Raw genomic sequence first — 18,310 nt, 5'->3', positions numbered from 1 at the left:
TTAGCCTGGCAGCGCCAGCCGCGCTTCCAGTCCGCCCCCGTCGCGCTGGTGCAGTGTCAGAGCACCGCCCATCGCAGTGGCCAGCTGGCGCGCAATCGCCAGGCCAAGGCCGGTGCCGCCGGTCTCGCGGCTGCGTGAGGACTCCAGCCGCACGAACGGCTCGAAGACCGCTTGCAGCGATTCCGCCGGGATGCCCGGGCCGCGGTCCATCACCTGGATCACGATGCCGCCAGCATGTGACGCGTCCGGCTTCACGCATACTTCTGCGCTTCCGCCAAACTTCAGCGCATTGTCGATCAGGTTGCCCAGCACGCGCCGCAGTGCTTGCGGGCGCAGCTCCATCGCGTGGCCAACTGCGCCATGAAGCGTGACGTCCTGCCCTGCGTCGGTGTAGTCATGCACCATGCTGTCGAGCAGCGCGTCCGGATCGATGCGCGTCGCCGCTTCCGAGGTGCCGTGCAGGGTGCGCGCGTAGGCTACGCCCTCCTTTACCAGCTGCTCCATCGCCTGCAAGTCCTGCCGCAGTTTGGACTGCTGCGCCTCGTCGTCCATCATGTCGACGCGCAAGCGCATGCGGGTAATCGGCGTCTGCAAGTCATGCGAGATCGAGGCCAGGATCTGGATGCGCTCGGCCATGTAGCCGGCAATACGCTGCTGCATGGCGTTGAAGGCGCGCGCGGCACGCGCCACTTCCGACGGCCCACTCTCCGGCAGGTGAGCGCCCTGCATGTCGGGGCCAAGCGCGTCGGCCGCCAGCGCAAGCTGCTCCAGCGGCCGCGTCGCCAGGCGCACGGCCAGCCAGCAGCACAGGGCAAATACCGCAAGCTGCGCTACCATCAGGGCGCCAAACCAGGGCGACATCGGCACGCTGCGCATGGGACGGAAGTCGATCGTCAGCGGCATGCCATCGCTCAAGCGCAGATGCACCTGATAGCGTTCGTGTTCGCCGATAATCTGGTGCACGGTCAGCTTGTATTGCTTGCCGACGCCTTCCTCGAACGAGCGCACGGCATTAGCCTCCAGGACGTCCAGGTGCGGCAGCGATTCGTCGCATTCCTCCAGCCTGAATTCGTAGCTGCGGCGCGCCAGCCGCGGCAACCAGTCCGCGCGTTGCGCCGCAGGCAAGGCGTCGAGCAGGGCCACCGAGGTGGTGACCTCGCGCTCGATGTAGCCCATCATCATATTGGTAGTCGCCTCATTCCGCTCGCGCATGGTGAGCCAGAACGACAAGCCCTGCGCCACCGCCACGCCAAGGCACAGCAGCAGGGCCAGGCGGGCGAACAGGGAGCGCGGCCAATGCAAGCGCATCATGGCTCGCCTGCCGCCAGCGTGACGGCGGCCGAAAACACATAGCCTTCACTGCGCAGTGTCTTGATGTAGCGCGGCTCACGCGCCGTGTCGCGCAGGCGCTGGCGCACCCGGCTCACCAGCAAGTCAATCGAACGGTCGAACTGGTCGGCGTTGCGGCCCTGGGTCAGGTTCAGCAGCTGGTCGCGCGTCAGCACGCGCTGCGGGTGGTCGAGGAAGACGCGCAGGAGACGGTATTCAGCGCCGCTCAACGCCACCTGCGTGCCGTCGGCGTCAAGCAGGTGGCGCGCCACCGTGTCGAGACGCCAGTCGCCGAAGGCCAGCATCGGCACCGATTCGTTGACCTGCATGTTCGGCGGCAGCATGCGCGTGCGGCGCAGCACGGCGTTGATGCGCGCCAGCAGTTCGCGCACGGCGAAAGGCTTGGGCAGGTAATCATCGGCGCCCATTTCCAGGCCGATGATGCGGTCGGTTTCGTCGTTGCGCGCGGTCAGCATCAGCACCGGGATGGCCTTGTGCTTGCCGGCGCGCAGGTCGCGGCACAAGGCCAGGCCGTCTTCGCCGGGCAGCATCAGGTCCAGCACGATGAGGTCGGGCGTGTCTTCCTCGATCACGGCGCGCATCTGGCGGCCGTTGGCTGCCAGCGATGTGCGCAAGCCGTTTTTCTGCAGATAGGCGCCGATCAACTCGCGGATATCACGGTCATCGTCAACGATCAGGATGTGGTCTGGGTTTTCCATGAAGCCATGATACCCAATGCGGGACAGGGATTTGTATCCCAGTGTGTACAGCCTGGCCAGGTACACAAAACATTGCACACAAGCGGGTGCGGCGAAATATGCCGGATACCTGGGGGCGGTTCAATGGAGTCATTCCAAGACACGGAGCTGACCATGACCAACCCGCTCGACACTCCACTGGCCTTCCTGGCCGGCCTGCTCACCATCGCTTCACCCTGCGTGCTGCCGATGCTGCCCATCCTGCTGGGCTCCGGCGTCAACCAGCGCAACCGCCGCCGTCCGCTGTTCATCGTGGCCGGCTTCATCCTGAGCTTTGCAAGCTTCGCCATGCTGCTGGGCGTGGTCTCCGCCACGATCGAAGTGGCCCAGGACGTGCTGCGCAATACCGCCCTTGCCCTGCTGGCCCTGTCCGGCCTGTTCCGCCTGTGGCCGGCCCCTTATGAATGGCTGGTCGCGCGCCTGCCGGGCCGCAGCGCCGACGCCGCGCCGCGCGAAGACGACGGCAGCAATGGCGGCGCCTTCCTGCTCGGCATATCGCTGGGTGCGGTCTGGACGCCTTGCGCCGGCCCGGTTCTGGCTTCGATCCTGGTGCTGGTGGTGAAGGCGCAAGATCCGGCCTGGTCGGCCCTGCTGCTGACCCTGTACGCCGTCGGCGCGGCCTTTCCCATGCTCGGGATTATTTACGGCGGCCAGTACGCCACCCAGCGCGTGCGTTCTGTGGCCCGCCACGCCGAGCGCCTGCAGCAAGTGTTCGGCGTGCTGGTGGTCGCCACCGCCATCGCGATCTACCTGCAATACGACACCCTGGCCTACTCCTGGGCCGCGCAACACCTCCCAACCCTGAAAGGACTGTGAATATGAAGACCACCCTGAAATTCCTGGCTGCCGCCGCAACCCTGGTGGGCGCCAGCGCCAGCGCCGGCGCCAGTGCAGCAACGGCCCCGTTCGAAGCGCCCGAATTCAGCGGCATTACCCAATGGCTGAACAGCGAACCGCTGACGATGAAACAACTGCGTGGCAAGGTGATACTGGTTGATTTCTGGACCTATGACTGCATAAACTGTATCAACACCCTGTCGCACGTCGTGCAGTGGCACGACAAGTACAAAGACAAGGGCTTGGTCGTGATCGGCGTGCATACGCCGGAGTACGCTTTCGAGCGCAAGACCGAGAACGTGCGCACCGCCTTAAAGCGCTTCGACATACGTTATCCAGTCGCGCAGGACAACCGCTACGCCACCTGGAACGCGTACAACAACCGCTACTGGCCAGCTTTCTATTTAGTCAACAAAAAAGGCCAGGTGGTGTACACCCACTTCGGTGAAGGCCAGTACGAGCAAACCGAAGCGCGGATCCAGCAACTGCTGGCTCAAACCGAGTGAGTTCATGATGAGCGAAAAATTCCTCAAAAATAGCTTGCAATTAAATCGCACACTATCTATAGTGTGCACATGGGCAGCAAACAAGGCCCCGGAAACCGGAAACAAATAGCACGCTAGCTAATCGCTCACTACTCACGAAAAGGAAAACATACCATGGCAAAGATCTCCAACATCCTGTACCGCGCAAACGCAACTTCCACCGGCGGCCGCGAAGGCAAATCCGCCTCCAGCGACGGCGCATTGGACGTCAAGCTGACCACTCCAAAAGAACTGGGCGGCAATGGCGCGTTCGGCACCAATCCGGAGCAACTGTTCGCAGCCGGCTACTCGGCCTGCTTCATTGGCGCCCTGAAGTTCGTTGGGGGCCGCGACAAGATCGCCGTACCGGCTGACGCTTCCATCAACGCCACTGTCGGCATCGGCCCGATCGAAACCGGCTTCGGCATCGAAGTGGAGTTGAAGATCTCCCTGCCAGGCGTGGATCGCGCCACCGCAGAAAAACTGGTGAACGCCGCGCACATCGTCTGCCCGTACTCGAACGCGACTCGCGGCAACATCGACGTCACCCTGACCATCGTATAAGCAAGCAAGGGCCCGGCAGCAAAGGCGGCCGAGCCCACCCAAGAGGAGAAATATCATGAAAGCATTTGCAACCATCATCGCTTCCGCCGCCCTGGCCCTCTCCACTGCCGCCCAGGCAGCGCCGCCCGACACCAACAGCGGCGAAGGCTACCAGGCCGACAACTCGTTCGTATCGACCAAAACGCGCGCGGAAGTAAAGGCTGAGACCATCGCCGCCCTGCGCCGTGGCGAAATCCTGAACGGCGAACTGTATCCGCTGGACTTTGCCTCCCCCACCCGCGGCAAGACCCGCGCCGAAGTGAAGGCAGAACTGGCCTCTGCGATCCGTAACGGCGAGCTTCGCGTCGACTATTAAGCTGGCATAAAATGGTCGCCTCCTATCAAGCGGGGCGACCAATGATTGAATGGCAGTGGCTGGACTTCAACAGCATTCCCAACGCAGACCTGTATGAAATGCTGCGGCAGCGGCAAGAGGTCTTCGTAATCGAACAGCAGTGTTTTTACTCCGATATGGACGGCTACGATGAAGCCGCCCACCACCTACTCGGCTGGCAAACGATAGAGGGCAAGCGAACCCTGGCCGCTTACCTGCGCTGCATCGCGCCGGGCATCAAGTATCCTGAAATGTCGCTGGGCCGCGTGCTGACGACGCAGGCGGCACGTGGCAGCGGTGCTGGCCGGCAGTTGATCGCGGAGGGCATCTGCAACGCGGAGGCGCTGCATCCAGGCCACCGCATCCGCATCGGCGCCCAGGCCCACCTGGAAAAATTCTATGGCAGCTTCGGCTTCAAGGCTGTCGGCGAGCCATATGACGAGGATGGCATTCCACACCTGGAGATGCTGCGTTAGGCAAAAAAAACGGCCCGAAGGCCGTTTCTTTCTGGACTTTCGCCAATTACTTGGTAACGGAAGTCACTTCAACATCGAAGATCAGCGGCGCGTTCGCAGGAATGCTGCCCTGGCCGGTCGTGCCGTAGCCCATGCTTGCCGGGATGATCAGGGTACGCTTGCCCCCAGCCTTCATGCCGAGCAGGCCATCTTCCCAGCCTTTGATGACTGCGTTAGCGCCCAACTTGACGGTCATTGGAACCCCTTTGGTCAGGGAAGTGTCGAAACGCAGGCCGCGTTTGTCGGTGACACTGTCGTCGTACAAGTAGCCGGAGTAGCTTACGGTCAGCGTGTTGCCTGTGACTGATGCATCTCCTGCGCCTTCTGCGATGATGATCTTGTCGAAAGCAGGCTGCGCGGTTTGCGCCGGAGGCGTCGCGTTGAGGGCGGTCATCTCGATTTCGTACACGACGGCGGTGCCTGGCGGCACGATGTAGTTACCGGCATCGTCCTTGCGGCCATACTGGGCCCATGCCATGCTGGCCGGGATCAGCAGCCTGCGCTTGCCCCCCACTTGCATGCCCACGATGCCCTGGTCCCAGCCTGCAATGCGGCTGTCCACGCCCAGCAGGAAGCTGAAAGGCTGGCCACTGTATTTGTCCAAGAATTCCGTACCCTTGTTGTCTGGCTTGGTGTTGTCGTACAGCCAGCCGCGGTACTGGATGGTCACCAGGTTCTTGGCAGCGGCCGCTGCGCCCGAGCCGACTTGAAGCTCTTGCTTTGTAAATACCGGCTGCGGCGGAATCGGCGATGGCAGCGTGCTGAAGCTGTGCACGTTCAGTTGATACACGACCGAGGTATTGGCAGGGACGATCACCTTGCCAGTCGAGTCTTTGACATCCACCGGGCCAAACGCCATATTCGACGGGATGATCACAAGCCGCGAGCCGCCCGCTTGCATTCCAATCAAGGCCTTGTCCAAGCCCGCAATGCGGGCGCCGACGCCGACCGTCATGGTCATCGGCTTATCGACACTGTTGGTAACGGAACTCTCGAACTGATCCCCTTTTTTGTCGGTCTTGGCTTCGTTGTAAAGCCAGCCGGTGTAGCTGAAGGTGACCAGGTCGCCAGAGGCCACTACCGGAGCACTGCCGCCTGGCTCGTTGTCCACAACTACCGCATAAGCAGGCTGCGGCGGCAGCGGAGTGGTGTCGTTATTTTTGGCACCACCACCGCATGCTGTCAGGGCCGCAGCGCAAGCCAGGGTGGCGATTGCCTTGAACATCGAGTTCTTCATTTCAATCTTGCCTATTCGTTAAAGGAGGGTAACGGAGCAGCAGTTTAGCAGACCGTTAATCCCCCCCTCTACAAGAGGCAAGATCCGTTACAAATTAAATCTCCACTTGTGTGCCAAGTTCGATGACGCGGTTCGGCGGGATCTGGTAATAGTCCGCCGCAGCGCGCGCGTTGCGCGACATCGCCACGAACAGGTGCTCGCGCCATGGCGCCATGCCGTCGCCCGGCGACGAAATCACGGTCTGGCGCGCGATGAAGAAGGAAGTCTCCATCATTTCGAACTTCAGGCCTTTCTCTTCGCACAGGGCCATGATGGCCGGCACGTCCGGCTCGTCCTTGAAGCCGTAATTGATATTCAGCTGGTAGCACTCATGGCCCAGGGCTGTCACGCGGACCTGCTCCGAAGGCGGCACATAAGGCTCCTCCACAATATGTACGGTGAAGAACACCACGCGCTCGTGCAGCACCTTGTTGTGCGACAGGTTGTGCAGCAGCGCATGCGGCACGCCATCGCTCTCGCCGCGCAGGAACACCGCGGTACCCGGCACGCGGGTCGGCGGCGCCATGAACAGGGAGTTCAGGAAGTCTTCCAGCGGGATCGCGTGCTTTTCCAGGTTCTTGAACACCAGCTCGCGGCCGGTGCGCCAGGTCAGCATGGTGGTGAACAGCGCGGTACCGAGCAGCAGCGGGAACCAGCCGCCGTGGAACAGCTTCAGCGCGGAGGACGAGAACAGCATCACATCCATCACGATAAAGAAGCCGGTCGCGACGAAGCACAGCACCAGCGGCAGGTGCCAGCGGTAGCGGATCACGAAGAAGGTCAGGATGGTGGTGGCGAACATGGTCGCCGTCACCGCGATACCATAGGCGCTGGCCAGGTTGTCCGAGCTCTTGAAGCTGATCACGGCGATCAACACCACGATCAGCTGCAGCCAGTTCACGACAGGAATATAGATCTGGCCGATCTCACTGGCCGAAGTATGCTGCACGCGCATGCGCGGCAGCATGCCGAGCGCAATCGCCTGCTTGGTCATCGAGAACGAGCCGGAAATCGTGGCCTGCGAAGCAATCACGGCGGCAGCCGTCGACAACACCACCAGCGGGTACACGCTCCATGCGCCGAGCTGGTTGAAGAACGGGTTGGCAATAGCGTCCGGATTACGGATCAGCAGCGCGCCCTGCCCCAGGTAGTTCAAGATCAGCGAAGGGAAGCAGACCCAGAACCAGGCCATGCGAATCGGCTTCTTGCCGAAGTGGCCCATGTCGGCGTACAGCGCTTCAGCGCCAGTAATCGCCAGCACCACCGCACCCAGCGCCACGAAGGCGATGAAGCCATTGTCGCGCATGAAAATCGCGGCATGGTAAGGATTCAGCGCGGAGAGGATGGCCGGGGTTTCGACGATATTCACGACGCCCATGGCGGCCAGCACGCCGAACCAGATCGTCATGATCGGCCCAAAGAAACGGCCAATACCAGCCGTGCCATGGCGCTGCACCGAATACAGGGTCACCAGCACGACAATCGTCAGCGGCACCACATATTGCGCGAGGCCCGGTGCGGCAACTTCCAGGCCCTCGATTGCGCCCAGCACCGAAATGGCCGGCGTGATGACGGAGTCGCCATAGAACATGGTGGCGCCAAAGGTACCAATCAGCAGCAGCGGGAAGTGCGCCTTCGGCGCAGCCTTGTGCACGGAGTTCAGCGCCAGCGCCATCAGGGCCATGATCCCGCCCTCGCCGCGGTTGTCGGCACGCAGCACCAGGCTGACGTACTTCAGCGACACGATCAGCGTCAGGCTCCAGAAGATCAGGGAAATAATGCCCAGCAAGTTGGCCTGGTTGAGTGCCAATCCGTGGGTGGGGTCGAAGACTGTTTTGAGGGTATAGAGGGGGCTGGTACCGATATCGCCGTAGACGATGCCAATCGCGGCCAGCGTCAGTGCAGCTACGCTGCTTTTCTTATGTTGTGACAAGATTTCACCCAAAATTGGTTTTGGTGCATCGCACAATAGGCCAACTAAAGGCCTTTTGCAAGTTTTTCAGCCGCCGGTGAAATCTTGGCGGATGTGCTATTTTCCACCTTTACTCCAAGAAAATCATCGCTCTCATGAATACCGGCATGCTGTACGCCGCAGGCGCTTTCCTGTCCTGGGGCCTGTTCCCGCTGTATTTTCACGCAATTAAAGATGTGCCGGCGTCCGAAATCCTGGCGCACCGCATGGCCTGGTCGCTGCTGTTCCTGATGCTGGTACTGGCGGTACGGCGGCAATGGAAATGGCTGCCGCAAGTGTTGCGCCAGCCCAAAGTCGTGGGCAGTTTCCTGGCCAGCGCTTTCCTGCTGAGCGCAAACTGGTTCGTGTATATCTGGGCGGTGAACAATGGCCATGTGGTCGATGCCAGCCTGGGCTACTTCATCAACCCGCTGGTAAATGTGCTGCTGGGCATGCTGGTGCTGAAGGAAAAACTGCGTCGTGGCCAGTGGATTGCCATCGGTGTTGCCGCCACCGGGGTGGCCTGGCTGACCTGGCAGGCTGGCCAGGTGCCATATATCGCGCTGGTGCTGGCCCTGAGCTTTGGCGCTTATGGGTTGCTGCGCAAGACTGCGGCGCTGGCGGCGCTGGAAGGACTGTCTTTCGAAACCCTGATCCTGTTCCCGCTGGCGGTGGCTTACCTCGGTTGGCTGGTGTACCACGGCCAGAGCGTCTTCCTGAATGCCGAGTCGGACAGCACACGCTGGCTGCTGGCAGCCGCAGGCCCGACCACGGCGATCCCGCTGCTGCTGTTCGCCGCCGGTGCGCGGCGCATTCCGATGTCGGTGCTCGGCATGCTTCAATACATGTCGCCATCGCTGCAAATGCTGCTGGGCGTCTGGGTCTTCCACGAAGCTTTTTCCTCGACCAAGCTGGTCGGTTTCCTGTTCATCTGGAGTGCGCTGGCGATATATATGCTGGAGAGCTGGTTGGTCAACAGAAAGGCGAGTTGAGTGTCGGAAAATTTTACAGCATTGGTGCCGTGAAACCACAATTACTATGACTCAATTGACTTTTCCGTAATTGAATCAATGATCTAAGGAAAGTCGCTTGCATTCAGGCACGACAATTGCTTAATTCCCAGTAACACTTCGGGAGAGCAATAATGGTTAGTAGAAAGTTTCTGGTGGGCATCTCCGCCCTGTTCTGTGTAGCATCTGTGCAAGCTGCAACAATGCCGTTGTCGTCCGCATTTTCGCTTGATCAGTACCTGACGACTGGCCAGAGCCAGAACCTGCAGATCGACGTAAATAGCCTGTTGGCCGGCAAGGGCCTGTCCAGCGCTTCGATCAGCTCCGGCGTGCTGACCGTGTCCGGTTTCTCCTCCGCCGACTTCGATATCGTCGGTTCGTCCGTGACGAACCTGAATTACTCTGAGAATCGCGAAACGACGGACTGCAACAAGGGCAAATGCAAGGTCGTCACCGACAACTTCCACATCAAGCAATTCAACACCAACTATAGCGACTCCATCGCTGACGAGATGAAGGTCACAGCCGGTGGCGCCTCCGCGACCGGCTCGGCCAACGATGAAAATGCATTCGACACCGACAGCGGCAAGATCGAAGACATCAAAAAGCAGACGGGCAGCGAAAATGGCGGCTACAACCGCTGGTACAACCAGTTCATCAGTCATTACGATTCGCTGGGCGGCGACCTGGTGGTGCAACTGAGCCTAGACTCCCTGGCCTTGACCGACCTGGCGGCAGACGGCATCCTCAACTTTTCCGTGAATTCCATGCTGGGACAATTCAACCTGACCGACGTGCGCCTGGACTTCGTAGCGCAGGACGCTGCGCCGCCTGCGCAAGTGCCCGTGCCAACCAGCCTTCTGCTGACCGGCCTGGGCCTGGCCGCGCTGGCAACGGTACGCCGGCGCAAAGCATAAGCAAGCAGCTGCCCTAAAAGGACCCGGCACTTGCCGGGTCTTTTTTTATGCGCCATCACAATGCGCTAAACTAGCGCCTTTACGAACCGACAAGAACTCATACCGTGGCCAATTACGTCTATACCATGAACCGCGTGGGCAAAATCGTCCCACCGAAACGTCAGATTCTGAAGGACATTTCGCTGTCCTTCTTCCCAGGCGCCAAGATTGGCGTGCTGGGCCTGAACGGCTCCGGCAAATCGTCCCTGCTGAAAATCATGGCAGGCATCGACACCGACATCCAGGGCGAAGCGCGCCCGATGCCTGGCCTGAACATCGGCTACCTGCCACAGGAACCGCAACTCGATCCTGAAAAAACCGTGCGCCAGGAAGTGGAATCCGGCCTGGGTGAGGCCTTCAACGCGCAAGCCTTGCTGGAAGCCGTGTACGCCGCCTATGCCGAACCGGATGCGGACTTCGACGCGCTGGCCAAGGAACAGGAACGCCTGGAATCGATCATCGCTGCTGCCGACGGCGGCAACCTGAACCTGCAACTGGAAATGGCCGCCGACGCGCTGCGCCTGCCGCCATGGGACCAGAAGATCGGCGTGCTGTCCGGCGGTGAAAAGCGCCGCGTGGCGCTGTGCAAGCTGCTGCTGTCCAAGCCGGACATGCTGCTGCTCGACGAACCGACCAACCACCTGGATGCCGAATCCGTGGAATGGCTGGAGCAATTCCTGGTGCGCTTCCCTGGCACCGTGGTTGGCATCACCCACGATCGCTACTTCCTGGACAATGCTGCCGAATGGATCCTGGAACTGGACCGTGGCCACGGCATCCCTTGGAAGGGCAACTACTCTTCCTGGCTGGACCAGAAACAGGCCCGCCTGAAGCAGGAAGAAGCCACCGAATCCGCGCGCCAGAAGGCGCTGCAGAAAGAACTGGAATGGTCGCGCCAGAACCCGAAGGCACGCCAGGCCAAGTCCAAGGCCCGCATGGCGCGCTTCAATGAACTGAGCGAATTCGAGTACCAGAAGCGTAATGAGACCCAGGAGATCTTCATTCCTGTGGCCGAACGCCTGGGTAACGATGTGATCGAATTCAAGAACGTCAGCAAATCGTTTGGCGACCGCTTGCTGATCGACAACCTGTCCTTCATCATCCCGCCGGGCGCGATCGTCGGCATCATCGGCCCGAACGGTGCTGGTAAGTCGACCCTGTTCAAGATGATTGCCGGTATCGAGCAACCGGACAGCGGCGAAGTGGCGATCGGCAAGACCGCCAAGATTTCGCTGGTGGACCAGAGCCGCGACAAGCTGGACAACGACAAGACAGTATTCGAGGCAGTGTCTGGCGGCGCCGACATCCTCAGCGTGGGCCGTTTCGAAATGCCGTCGCGCGCGTATGTGGGCCGCTTCAACTTCAAGGGGTCGGACCAGCAGAAGATCGTCGGCAACCTGTCCGGCGGTGAGCGTGGCCGACTGCACCTGGCCAAGACCCTGCTGATGGGCGGCAACGTGCTGCTGCTGGACGAACCGTCCAACGACCTGGACGTGGAAACCCTGCGTGCGCTGGAAGATGCGCTGCTGGAATTCGCCGGTTCCGTGATGGTGATTTCCCACGATCGCTGGTTCCTGGACCGTATTGCGACCCACATCCTGGCCTTTGAAGGCGATTCCCAGGTGACCTTCTTTGCGGGTAACTACCAGGAATACGAAGCCGACAAGAAGAAGCGTTTGGGCGAGGAAGGCGCGAAGCCGAAGCGTATTCGTTATAAGCCGCTGCACGGCTAAAACCGGTAAACCTGGGTCTGACCCACAGGGTCAGACCCAGTCAATTCCGACGCCACGGATTGGGTTGGGCGCCTTTGATCTTCGTCGAACATCAAAGACCTCGAACCAACCCCATTAGCCGCAAGATCATTTGGGGCCTGACCCTGCGGGTCAGACCCCGGTTTACCGGTTTAAAAGGAGGCCAGTATGCGCAAACAATTCCTTTGTGGACTGGTCCTGGCCAGTGCCGGCGCCATTGCGCACGAGGCCCCCATCGACAAGCTGTCCTGGCTAGCCGGCTGCTGGTCGCACACCGGCGCCGAAAAAGGCTCCGTTGAAATGTGGACCCTGCCAGCTGGCGGCACCATGCTGGGCGTGGCCCGCACGGTAAAAAACGGCAAGACAGTCGAGTGGGAACACACCATGATCCGCGAAACCGAGCCGGGCATCTGGGCCTATGTGGCCAAGCCAAGCCGTCAACTCGAAGCGGCCTTCCCGATCAAGTCGATCGGCGATGGCGAGGTGATCTTTGAAAACCCGCAGCATGACTTCCCGCAGCGGATCATTTACAAGCGCGATGGCGCCGATGGCATCAAGGCGCGCATCGAAGGTGTCTCGAAAGGCAAGGAAAAAGCCTTTGATTACCCTATGCAGCGGACGCAGTGTCCGAATGGAGGGTGAGGCGGGCACAAGGACATTGGCAGCGCAAGGCTGCCGTTGTCGCACCCGGCCTCGATCGGGACTTTGCGGGGGGAAGCAGCTGAACTGCCCTCCCCCTCGACTCAGAAGCTAGCCTTCACGCCCAGGTTGACCGCGCCTTTGCGGCGGCCCTGGTCGATATCGTTCTTGCCGAAGTGCTCGTACTCCAGCACGCCCGAGACTTTCTCGGTGAAGGCGTATTCAGCGCCAACCGAGGCGTACAGCGCGTTACGGCTGCTATCGCCGTTGTACGCCGAAGCCAGGCCGGTGGCATTCACGTCATTCTTGTTGTGGGCGATACCCAGCTTGCCGGTCAGGGCGACCTGCTGGTTGATCGGGAAAGTGCCCTTGCCAGCCAGGTAGAAGGACTTGGCCTTGCCTTCAATGCTGCCGGTGCCGGCCCCAGTGGTGTAGTTGTACGACTGCTTGCCGAAGTCTACATAGCCGGCTTCCACGCCCCAGGTCTTGTCGATCTGCACGCCACCGAAGATCTTGCCACCATACTCTGTGGATTTCTTGTCGCCGTCAGTGGTGTCATTCGGCAAGGTGTACTTGTTCGAGTTGGCCACGACGCCTGCACCGATGTACGGCTTCAGCTCTTGCGCCTGGACGGAGGCCGCGCCGAGGGCAACGGCGGAAGTGATGAGTGCGAATGCGATTTTTTTCATGTTCGTGATCTTTCAGCAAAAGTAAGTCGGACTTGCTTGGGATCGCGCTTCGTCTGTGGAAGTGCGATGGAAAGCACGATAACACTGCCAAAAGTTCAAGGGGGAGACGAACTGGTAAGAATTGTGTGATTTTGTAAGCGGCCTTGAATTACCAATGTTCAGCCCAAAATGAGCGAACTTGGCTTCAGATAAGCCGAAATGTCAGATTGATACGCGGGCCACAGGGTGTTCGTGCCTTATTGATTCCATGCCGCCAGCAATGCTGGAGTTTTCCCGCCATGAGCAACAGGCTGCCATCGGTCAGGTCGATCTTGACGGTTTTGGGCTGCTTCTTGTGCTTCAGGATAAAGGTGCGAGTGGCGCCGAAGCTGACCGAGGCGATCGCAGGCTGGGGGCCAAGTTCCGGCTCATCGTCACTGTGGAAGCCCATGCTGTCCTGCTCGTTTCGGTAATAGTTGAGCAGAACGCTGTTGAAGCGCTTGCCGCTGGCGGCTTCAATGGCGCGCTTGATTTCAAGCTGCAGGGGCGTGAAGGGCAGCGGCTCGAACGTACGGCCAGAATAGGTATAGCGCTGCTCGCCATACCAGGCGCTGAGCCTGGGCTGCGCTACTTCGCGACCGAACAGGAAAATGGTTTCTGCCTTCCACGCCGTTTCGTCAAGCAGCCTTTGCATCACTTCCGCGTTATCCACAGCGAGCGGAAGCTGCCGCATGAAATACAGCTCGCCATCCTCGATCGGGATAGGCAGTAACTCGGCTTCAGCAGAAAACAGGTCCATAGGCGTTATCATATAACGATGAACAAACGTCAATTCCTCGGTGCCGTGGCAGCGGCCGGCGCCCTCCCCTCATTAGGCGCCGCTGCCCCCAAAGCTGAGCGCGGCCCGGCGTTGCTGACCGTGACCGGTGCGATTGCCAAGCCGAATCGCGGCAGCTTCGACCGTGTCGCCGACCAGATGATGCACCGCCAGCAACTGTCATTCGACAAAGCCTTCGCTTTCGATTTTGCCGCACTGGCTGCGCTGCCCGCCGTCGCGATCAAGCCGACGCTGGAATACGACAACAGGCCGCATACCCTGTCCGGCCCGCTGCTGGTCGACGTGTTGAAAGCTGCCGGTGCGCAAACCAGCGACAACAGCAAGCTGATCCTGCGTGCAGTCGATGGCTATGCGGTGGCGGTGTCCGTGGCGCGCGCCAGGACGCAGCGCTTTATCGTTGCCACCCACATGGATAGCGCCCCGATGGCGCTGGGCGGCCTCGGCCCGCTATGGGCGATTTACGATGCGGACCGGGTGCCGGAAATGGCGAGCAGGCCCGTGGGCGAGCGCTTTACTACCTGCCCCTGGGCTCTGTATCACATCGAGGTTCAGGCGTAAGCTTCGGCCAGCGACATCACGCGCGGGGTGATCGCCACCCCGATATCGCCAAAAATCTTGTTGATGATGGCCATATTGGCTTCGGCTTCTTCCGCCTTCCAGCCGTTGAACAGGTCGGTGCCATCTTTCTGGAAGTGCAGGTCCAGCACCTTGCCGCGGTCCTTGTGGGTGTAGCCCGAGCTGTGCACCTGCTTGAAGCCGCCCGCAGCCAGTGCCTCGAGCACGGAAGTCGGCGGGTTATCCGGGTCGGTTGCCATGTACACGCCGAAGGTCTTGCCAGGCGGTTTGGCGGCAATATCGACTTCGTAAATGCCAGGCGCCTTGGTGACAGACGTGGATTTCAAAAATAACATAGCGTTCCCCTAGAACTGTGTGTGGCTTAGGTGGACAAGCTTATTGCTAACGACCAATTTTGTCACTCGCTGGAACTATCTTTTTGCTCGACCACAACAGAAGCTGGAGCAAAAAGCATTACCTGCTCTTCAACTATACTTTTGCACTGCTGATTTACAAGCCGGAAGATTAGTTAGGAGTCCTTGACATATTGTGTTTTGCCCATATACTTGGCGCATGGACACGACTTCGACCCGCATCATTTCCGCCATTTCCCGCATCGGCAGCGTGCTGCGCTCGGGCATGTGGGAATTTGCGACCAGCGAAAACCTGAACCCGGCGCAGGCTGAGATCCTGCAATTGCTGCATAGCCGGGCACAGGGCGTGCGCTTGTCCTGGGTTGCGCGGCAACTCTCGATTTCGGCAGCCAGCGCCAGCGATTCGGTTGCGGCCCTGGTGGCGAAAGGGCTGGTCCGCAAAGCCCGCGCGCTGGACGATGGCCGTGCCACCGACCTGCATCTTACCGAGGATGGCCGGCAAACGGCGCAACGCATTGCGGGTGCCACCGCATTTGCCGACGAGGCAGTCGGCAAGCTGTCGCCGCAGGCGCAAGAACAATTGCTGGGCGGCTTGCTGCAGCTGATTGGACAGTTGCAGAAGACGGAACGCTTCCCGGAACTGCGCGCTTGCCTCTCTTGTAAATATTTCCAGCCTGACCGGCACCAGGATGACGCCGCCCCGCACCATTGCGGGCTGGTCGACGCGCCGCTGTCGGTGGCAATGCTGCGGATTGATTGCCCGGATCACTTGCCGGCCGATCCGGCGCAGCAAGTAAAGAATTGGCAGGCCCTCGCTTGAGGGCGGCCTTTTTTTGGTCCTATTTAGTTAGGACTCCTATTTTAATGAAAGGAGCTTTACTATGTCGCGCATTCCACTGAACACCAATGACTCCACCGGCCTGCTGGCCCAGATTCACCAGGCTTTCGGCGCTACGCCAAATATGTTCAAGGCGGTGTCGAACTCACCGGCTGCCTTGAAAAGCATGTGGGGCAGCTTCGGCGCGCTTGGCGGCGGCAAGCTTGGCGCCAAACTGGGCGAGCAGATTGCCGTGGCGATCGCCGACCGCAACGATTGCGAATACTGCCTGGCGGCGCATACGGCACTGGGCCGCAAAGCCGGAGCCTCCGCCGACGAAATGAGCGCGGCACAAGCTGGCCAGTCGAGCGATCCAAAGACTGGCGCAGCATTGCGCTTCGCGATAGCAGTGGTCAGCAACCGCGCCAGGATCGATGACGAACAAGTGGAAGAGCTGCGGGCGGTCGGCTTCAGCGATGAGGAAATCGTGGAGATCATGGCCCATGTGGCGCTGAACCTGTTCACCAATTATGTGAACGTCGCGTTCAAGGTGCCGGTCGATTTCCCCGGCGTGAAGCTGCGCGCAAAATGATGCGGCTAGATGCCTCGGCGTGGCTCAACGGGGCTGCGCCTGCCACCGACGGCAAGGTGGTCGCGGTGCATGCCTTCCAGATGCTGTGCCCGGGCTGCGTGGCGCACGGCGTTCCACAAGCCATGAAGATGCAGCAGGTGTTCCCTGAACTAGTGGTGATTGGCCTGCACAGCGTCTTCGAACATCACGACGTGATGACCCCGCAGGCGCTGGAAGTGTTCATCCATGAATATCGCTTGCCGTTTCCGGTGGCGGTCGACAGGCCGGTTCCCGGTTCGCCAGTGCCGGCCACCATGCAGCACTACGCGCTGCGCGGCACGCCCAGCCTGCTGCTGTTCGACCGCGAAGGACGCTTGCGGCTGAACCATTTCGGCAGCATCGACGACATGGCGCTGGGAGGGGTGATCGGGCGCCTGCTGGCCGAACAGCCATTGAGTTCGGCGAACGATGGTGCGCAGCACAGCGACGGCGCGGCCTGCGATGCCAACGGCTGCGCGCGAGCCGGGTAGACGGGTCAGGCGCGGCCCCGGTCCTCCGCCGGCGCGCCGGGACGCTCCGCCAGCTCAGGGCTTGCCGGCCCGTTTGCGCTCGGCCAGTGCGCTGGTTGGGGGCACCAGCGCACGGTATAGCTGGCCCGTCTCAGCGTCCCATGCCATCACGGCATCCTGCTGGCGCAGCACGGTCGCCATGTCGCCGCGCGCTACCGGTCCGGTAAGCGCCGGCGCTGCGCCGAGGCGGAAGGCGTTTTCCATCGACTCCAGCGCCAGCGGCCGCGCCAGTTCACGCGCCACGGACTCCGGAATGCCAGCCGCCTGGTAGGCGCGCAGGGCCGCGTCAATCACAGTGACCAGGTAATTGCTCGCAAAAACGGCAGCTGCGTGGTACACGGTCTTCGCTGCCGGATCGATTTGCACCGCCCTGGCGCCGATCGCGGCCAGTGCAGGCAGCAAAACATCAAGCGCCTGCTGGTCGCCTTCGACGCCGCAGAAGGTGCCAGCGAAACCCGCTGCCACCGCATCGGCATCGGCAAAGCTGCGGATCGGATGCACGCTGGCGACATAGGCGCCTGCTGCGCGCGCCGCGTGCAGGCGGTCGGATGCCAGCGCACCGCTGCAATGAAATACCACGGCTCCCTGCAGCGGCACGGCAGCCGCCAATGCTTCGCAGGCAGGAACGATCTGGTCGTCAGTCACGGACAGCATGAACACGTCGGCCGGCCGCAGCCCGGCATATGAGGCCCCGCCATGTCCGCTGCCGATGAAAGCGGCCGCCCGCGCCGCGCTATCGGCCGAGCGGGACAGCACATCCTGCACCGTGAACGCGCCGGCCGCCGAAAACAGGCGACCCAGGACGCTGCCGACGTGGCCGCCGCCAATGACGGTCAATCCACGCATCAGAAACTCGACCCTGGCTGCTTGAGGAACTCCACTTCTTCCGGCGTCGATTCGCGGCCCAGGATGGCGTTGCGATGCGGGAAGCGTCCGAAGCGGCGTATCACCTCGTAGTGCTTCTTGGCGTAATCCAGCATGCCTGCGTAGCCCGGCGCATCCGCAGCCAGCATTTCAAACAGGTCCACGCAGCGCATTTGCATCGACAGGTTCTCCGAATGCTCGAGCGGCATATACGAGAACGCGCGCTGCGCCGGCGGCAAGGTTTGGTTGGCGCCCGAATCGTCCAGCACCTTGGCCGCCTCCAGCGCCAGCTCATCACCGGCAAAGGCCTTCGGCGTGCCGCGATAGACGTTGCGCGTGAACTGGTCCAGCACGATGATGCGCGCCAGGGTACCTTGCGTGCCCTCGTCGTCCCACTGCCGCAGGCCGCCCAGCAGCCCCTGCTCTATCACGTCGCCGAACTGCTGGAAGATCGCGCGGTCGAATGCATCGTCCTTGCGCCACCACTCGGGGCGCTGCATATTGTGGCCCCTGGCGCCGATGGGGAGGAACCAGAAATCGAGAACGTCTTGTGAATGGATGACCAAACCTG

The 18,310-nt window shown here is 61.0% G+C and carries 22 protein-coding genes; 13 read left to right on the top strand and 9 right to left on the bottom strand.

Annotated elements, in window-relative coordinates:
• Both ACN9MU_RS02430 and ACN9MU_RS02425 read right to left on the bottom strand, forming a co-directional pair.
• Positions 1-1,311 carry an ATP-binding protein gene (locus ACN9MU_RS02430; RefSeq protein WP_426344083.1) on the bottom strand — a complete coding sequence of 437 codons (1,311 nt, stop codon included), beginning with the start codon at positions 1,309-1,311 and terminating at the stop codon, positions 1-3.
• Positions 1,308-2,048: a response regulator gene (locus tag ACN9MU_RS02425; RefSeq protein WP_426167152.1), complete on the bottom strand. Its 741-nt coding sequence runs from the start codon at positions 2,046-2,048 to the stop codon at positions 1,308-1,310. The genes ACN9MU_RS02430 and ACN9MU_RS02425 overlap by 4 nt, the downstream gene beginning before the upstream one ends.
• A gap of 153 nt (positions 2,049-2,201) precedes the next feature.
• Between ACN9MU_RS02425 and ACN9MU_RS02420 the strand changes: the two genes are divergently transcribed.
• The 5 genes from ACN9MU_RS02420 (at position 2,202) to ACN9MU_RS02400 (ending at position 4,861) form a co-directional block, all read left to right on the top strand.
• A complete protein-coding gene (locus ACN9MU_RS02420) occupies positions 2,202-2,903 on the top strand; it encodes a cytochrome c biogenesis CcdA family protein (RefSeq protein ID WP_426323666.1) in 702 nt (233 codons plus the stop codon).
• 2 nt (positions 2,904-2,905) lie between these two features.
• A complete protein-coding gene (locus tag ACN9MU_RS02415) occupies positions 2,906-3,430 on the top strand; it encodes a thioredoxin family protein (protein ID WP_426320296.1) in 525 nt (174 codons plus the stop codon).
• Between the two features lie 153 nt (positions 3,431-3,583).
• A complete protein-coding gene (locus ACN9MU_RS02410; RefSeq protein ID WP_057262147.1) occupies positions 3,584-4,012 on the top strand; it encodes an organic hydroperoxide resistance protein in 429 nt (142 codons plus the stop codon).
• 55 nt (positions 4,013-4,067) lie between these two features.
• Positions 4,068-4,367 carry a DUF4148 domain-containing protein gene (locus ACN9MU_RS02405; RefSeq protein ID WP_426320294.1) on the top strand — a complete coding sequence of 100 codons (300 nt, stop codon included), beginning with the start codon at positions 4,068-4,070 and terminating at the stop codon, positions 4,365-4,367.
• 41 nt (positions 4,368-4,408) lie between these two features.
• The gene (locus ACN9MU_RS02400; RefSeq protein WP_426336807.1) at positions 4,409-4,861 is read left to right on the top strand and encodes a GNAT family N-acetyltransferase; all 453 of its coding nucleotides are present in this window, start codon (positions 4,409-4,411) and stop codon (positions 4,859-4,861) included.
• A gap of 46 nt (positions 4,862-4,907) precedes the next feature.
• On the opposite strand, the gene ACN9MU_RS02395 is transcribed toward ACN9MU_RS02400, so the two are convergent.
• Together ACN9MU_RS02395 and ACN9MU_RS02390 are read right to left on the bottom strand one after the other, a co-directional pair.
• Positions 4,908-6,137: an FKBP-type peptidyl-prolyl cis-trans isomerase gene (locus tag ACN9MU_RS02395; protein ID WP_426320290.1), complete on the bottom strand. Its 1,230-nt coding sequence runs from the start codon at positions 6,135-6,137 to the stop codon at positions 4,908-4,910.
• A gap of 94 nt (positions 6,138-6,231) precedes the next feature.
• Positions 6,232-8,112: a potassium transporter Kup gene (locus tag ACN9MU_RS02390; RefSeq protein ID WP_426323664.1), complete on the bottom strand. Its 1,881-nt coding sequence runs from the start codon at positions 8,110-8,112 to the stop codon at positions 6,232-6,234.
• Between the two features lie 131 nt (positions 8,113-8,243).
• Between ACN9MU_RS02390 and rarD the strand changes: the two genes are divergently transcribed.
• The 4 genes from rarD (at position 8,244) to ACN9MU_RS02370 (ending at position 12,486) form a co-directional block, all read left to right on the top strand.
• Entirely contained in the window at positions 8,244-9,119 is an 876-nt protein-coding gene (gene rarD, locus ACN9MU_RS02385) for an EamA family transporter RarD (RefSeq protein ID WP_426320288.1), read from the top strand.
• Positions 9,120-9,340: 221 nt separating this feature from the next.
• Positions 9,341-10,054, top strand: a complete 714-nt coding sequence (locus ACN9MU_RS02380) for a PEP-CTERM sorting domain-containing protein (protein WP_426344082.1) — start codon at positions 9,341-9,343, stop codon at positions 10,052-10,054.
• 104 nt (positions 10,055-10,158) lie between these two features.
• Positions 10,159-11,826, top strand: coding sequence for an energy-dependent translational throttle protein EttA (ettA, locus tag ACN9MU_RS02375; protein ID WP_426167138.1), 1,668 nt, complete (start codon positions 10,159-10,161; stop codon positions 11,824-11,826).
• 186 nt (positions 11,827-12,012) lie between these two features.
• Positions 12,013-12,486: a DUF6265 family protein gene (locus ACN9MU_RS02370; RefSeq protein ID WP_426167136.1), complete on the top strand. Its 474-nt coding sequence runs from the start codon at positions 12,013-12,015 to the stop codon at positions 12,484-12,486.
• Positions 12,487-12,587: 101 nt separating this feature from the next.
• Here ACN9MU_RS02370 and ACN9MU_RS02365 read toward each other — a convergent pair whose 3' ends face one another.
• Positions 12,588-13,172: a porin family protein gene (locus ACN9MU_RS02365; protein ID WP_426340696.1), complete on the bottom strand. Its 585-nt coding sequence runs from the start codon at positions 13,170-13,172 to the stop codon at positions 12,588-12,590.
• Positions 13,173-13,356: 184 nt separating this feature from the next.
• Positions 13,357-13,950, bottom strand: coding sequence for an alpha-ketoglutarate-dependent dioxygenase AlkB family protein (locus ACN9MU_RS02360; protein ID WP_426320283.1), 594 nt, complete (start codon positions 13,948-13,950; stop codon positions 13,357-13,359).
• Positions 13,951-13,968: 18 nt separating this feature from the next.
• Between ACN9MU_RS02360 and ACN9MU_RS02355 the strand changes: the two genes are divergently transcribed.
• Positions 13,969-14,547, top strand: coding sequence for a molybdopterin-dependent oxidoreductase (locus tag ACN9MU_RS02355; RefSeq protein WP_426344081.1), 579 nt, complete (start codon positions 13,969-13,971; stop codon positions 14,545-14,547).
• Here ACN9MU_RS02355 and ACN9MU_RS02350 read toward each other — a convergent pair.
• Positions 14,538-14,900, bottom strand: a complete 363-nt coding sequence (locus tag ACN9MU_RS02350) for a hypothetical protein (protein ID WP_426167128.1) — start codon at positions 14,898-14,900, stop codon at positions 14,538-14,540. The two genes, ACN9MU_RS02355 and ACN9MU_RS02350, sit on opposite strands and share 10 nt — an antisense overlap.
• 217 nt (positions 14,901-15,117) lie before the next feature.
• Here ACN9MU_RS02350 and ACN9MU_RS02345 point away from each other — a divergent pair, with 217 nt between their 5' ends.
• The 3 genes from ACN9MU_RS02345 to ACN9MU_RS02335 all read left to right on the top strand — a co-directional run bounded on the left by ACN9MU_RS02345 (position 15,118) and on the right by ACN9MU_RS02335 (position 16,836).
• Positions 15,118-15,738 carry a MarR family winged helix-turn-helix transcriptional regulator gene (locus tag ACN9MU_RS02345; protein WP_426344080.1) on the top strand — a complete coding sequence of 207 codons (621 nt, stop codon included), beginning with the start codon at positions 15,118-15,120 and terminating at the stop codon, positions 15,736-15,738.
• A 61-nt stretch (positions 15,739-15,799) separates the two neighbouring features.
• A complete protein-coding gene (locus ACN9MU_RS02340; RefSeq protein ID WP_426344079.1) occupies positions 15,800-16,327 on the top strand; it encodes a carboxymuconolactone decarboxylase family protein in 528 nt (175 codons plus the stop codon).
• Positions 16,324-16,836 (top strand): peroxiredoxin family protein, encoded by a 513-nt coding sequence (locus ACN9MU_RS02335; RefSeq protein WP_426344078.1) that lies wholly within the window; start codon positions 16,324-16,326, stop codon positions 16,834-16,836. Before ACN9MU_RS02340 ends, ACN9MU_RS02335 begins: the two co-directional genes overlap by 4 nt.
• A 54-nt stretch (positions 16,837-16,890) precedes the next feature.
• Here ACN9MU_RS02335 and ACN9MU_RS02330 read toward each other — a convergent pair whose 3' ends face one another.
• The gene (locus tag ACN9MU_RS02330) at positions 16,891-17,721 is read right to left on the bottom strand and encodes a Rossmann-like and DUF2520 domain-containing protein (RefSeq protein ID WP_426320273.1); all 831 of its coding nucleotides are present in this window, start codon (positions 17,719-17,721) and stop codon (positions 16,891-16,893) included.
• The gene (locus tag ACN9MU_RS02325; RefSeq protein WP_426320271.1) at positions 17,721-18,305 is read right to left on the bottom strand and encodes a DUF924 family protein; all 585 of its coding nucleotides are present in this window, start codon (positions 18,303-18,305) and stop codon (positions 17,721-17,723) included. Before ACN9MU_RS02325 ends, ACN9MU_RS02330 begins: the two co-directional genes overlap by 1 nt.
• Positions 18,306-18,310: the final 5 nt, after the last annotated feature.

The organism is Pseudoduganella sp. R-32 (assembly GCF_049913245.1).
Classification (GTDB): domain Bacteria; phylum Pseudomonadota; class Gammaproteobacteria; order Burkholderiales; family Burkholderiaceae_D; genus Rugamonas.
The sequence above is the reverse complement of the archived record's forward strand: the minus strand, read 5'-3'. Positions and strand labels throughout refer to the sequence as shown.

Bases quoted from the DNA above. Each gene is read 5' to 3' on its own strand.
- ACN9MU_RS02360 (WP_426320283.1), bottom strand. From the start codon at position 13,950: ATGGACCTGTTTTCTGCTGAAGCCGAGTTACTGCCTATCCCGATCGAG.
- ACN9MU_RS02425 (WP_426167152.1), bottom strand. From the start codon at position 2,048: ATGGAAAACCCAGACCACATCCTGATCGTTGACGATGACCGTGATATC.
- ACN9MU_RS02430 (WP_426344083.1), bottom strand. From the start codon at position 1,311: ATGATGCGCTTGCATTGGCCGCGCTCCCTGTTCGCCCGCCTGGCCCTG.
- ACN9MU_RS02340 (WP_426344079.1), top strand. From the start codon at position 15,800: ATGTCGCGCATTCCACTGAACACCAATGACTCCACCGGCCTGCTGGCC.
- ACN9MU_RS02395 (WP_426320290.1), bottom strand. From the start codon at position 6,137: ATGAAGAACTCGATGTTCAAGGCAATCGCCACCCTGGCTTGCGCTGCG.
- ACN9MU_RS02420 (WP_426323666.1), top strand. From the start codon at position 2,202: ATGACCAACCCGCTCGACACTCCACTGGCCTTCCTGGCCGGCCTGCTC.
- ACN9MU_RS02415 (WP_426320296.1), top strand. From the start codon at position 2,906: ATGAAGACCACCCTGAAATTCCTGGCTGCCGCCGCAACCCTGGTGGGC.
- ACN9MU_RS02345 (WP_426344080.1), top strand. From the start codon at position 15,118: ATGGACACGACTTCGACCCGCATCATTTCCGCCATTTCCCGCATCGGC.
- ACN9MU_RS02335 (WP_426344078.1), top strand. From the start codon at position 16,324: ATGATGCGGCTAGATGCCTCGGCGTGGCTCAACGGGGCTGCGCCTGCC.
- ACN9MU_RS02365 (WP_426340696.1), bottom strand. From the start codon at position 13,172: ATGAAAAAAATCGCATTCGCACTCATCACTTCCGCCGTTGCCCTCGGC.
- rarD (WP_426320288.1), top strand. From the start codon at position 8,244: ATGAATACCGGCATGCTGTACGCCGCAGGCGCTTTCCTGTCCTGGGGC.
- ACN9MU_RS02380 (WP_426344082.1), top strand. From the start codon at position 9,341: ATGCCGTTGTCGTCCGCATTTTCGCTTGATCAGTACCTGACGACTGGC.
- ACN9MU_RS02400 (WP_426336807.1), top strand. From the start codon at position 4,409: ATGATTGAATGGCAGTGGCTGGACTTCAACAGCATTCCCAACGCAGAC.
- ACN9MU_RS02410 (WP_057262147.1), top strand. From the start codon at position 3,584: ATGGCAAAGATCTCCAACATCCTGTACCGCGCAAACGCAACTTCCACC.
- ACN9MU_RS02370 (WP_426167136.1), top strand. From the start codon at position 12,013: ATGCGCAAACAATTCCTTTGTGGACTGGTCCTGGCCAGTGCCGGCGCC.
- ACN9MU_RS02405 (WP_426320294.1), top strand. From the start codon at position 4,068: ATGAAAGCATTTGCAACCATCATCGCTTCCGCCGCCCTGGCCCTCTCC.
- ACN9MU_RS02330 (WP_426320273.1), bottom strand. From the start codon at position 17,721: ATGCGTGGATTGACCGTCATTGGCGGCGGCCACGTCGGCAGCGTCCTG.
- ACN9MU_RS02355 (WP_426344081.1), top strand. From the start codon at position 13,969: ATGAACAAACGTCAATTCCTCGGTGCCGTGGCAGCGGCCGGCGCCCTC.
- ACN9MU_RS02350 (WP_426167128.1), bottom strand. From the start codon at position 14,900: ATGTTATTTTTGAAATCCACGTCTGTCACCAAGGCGCCTGGCATTTAC.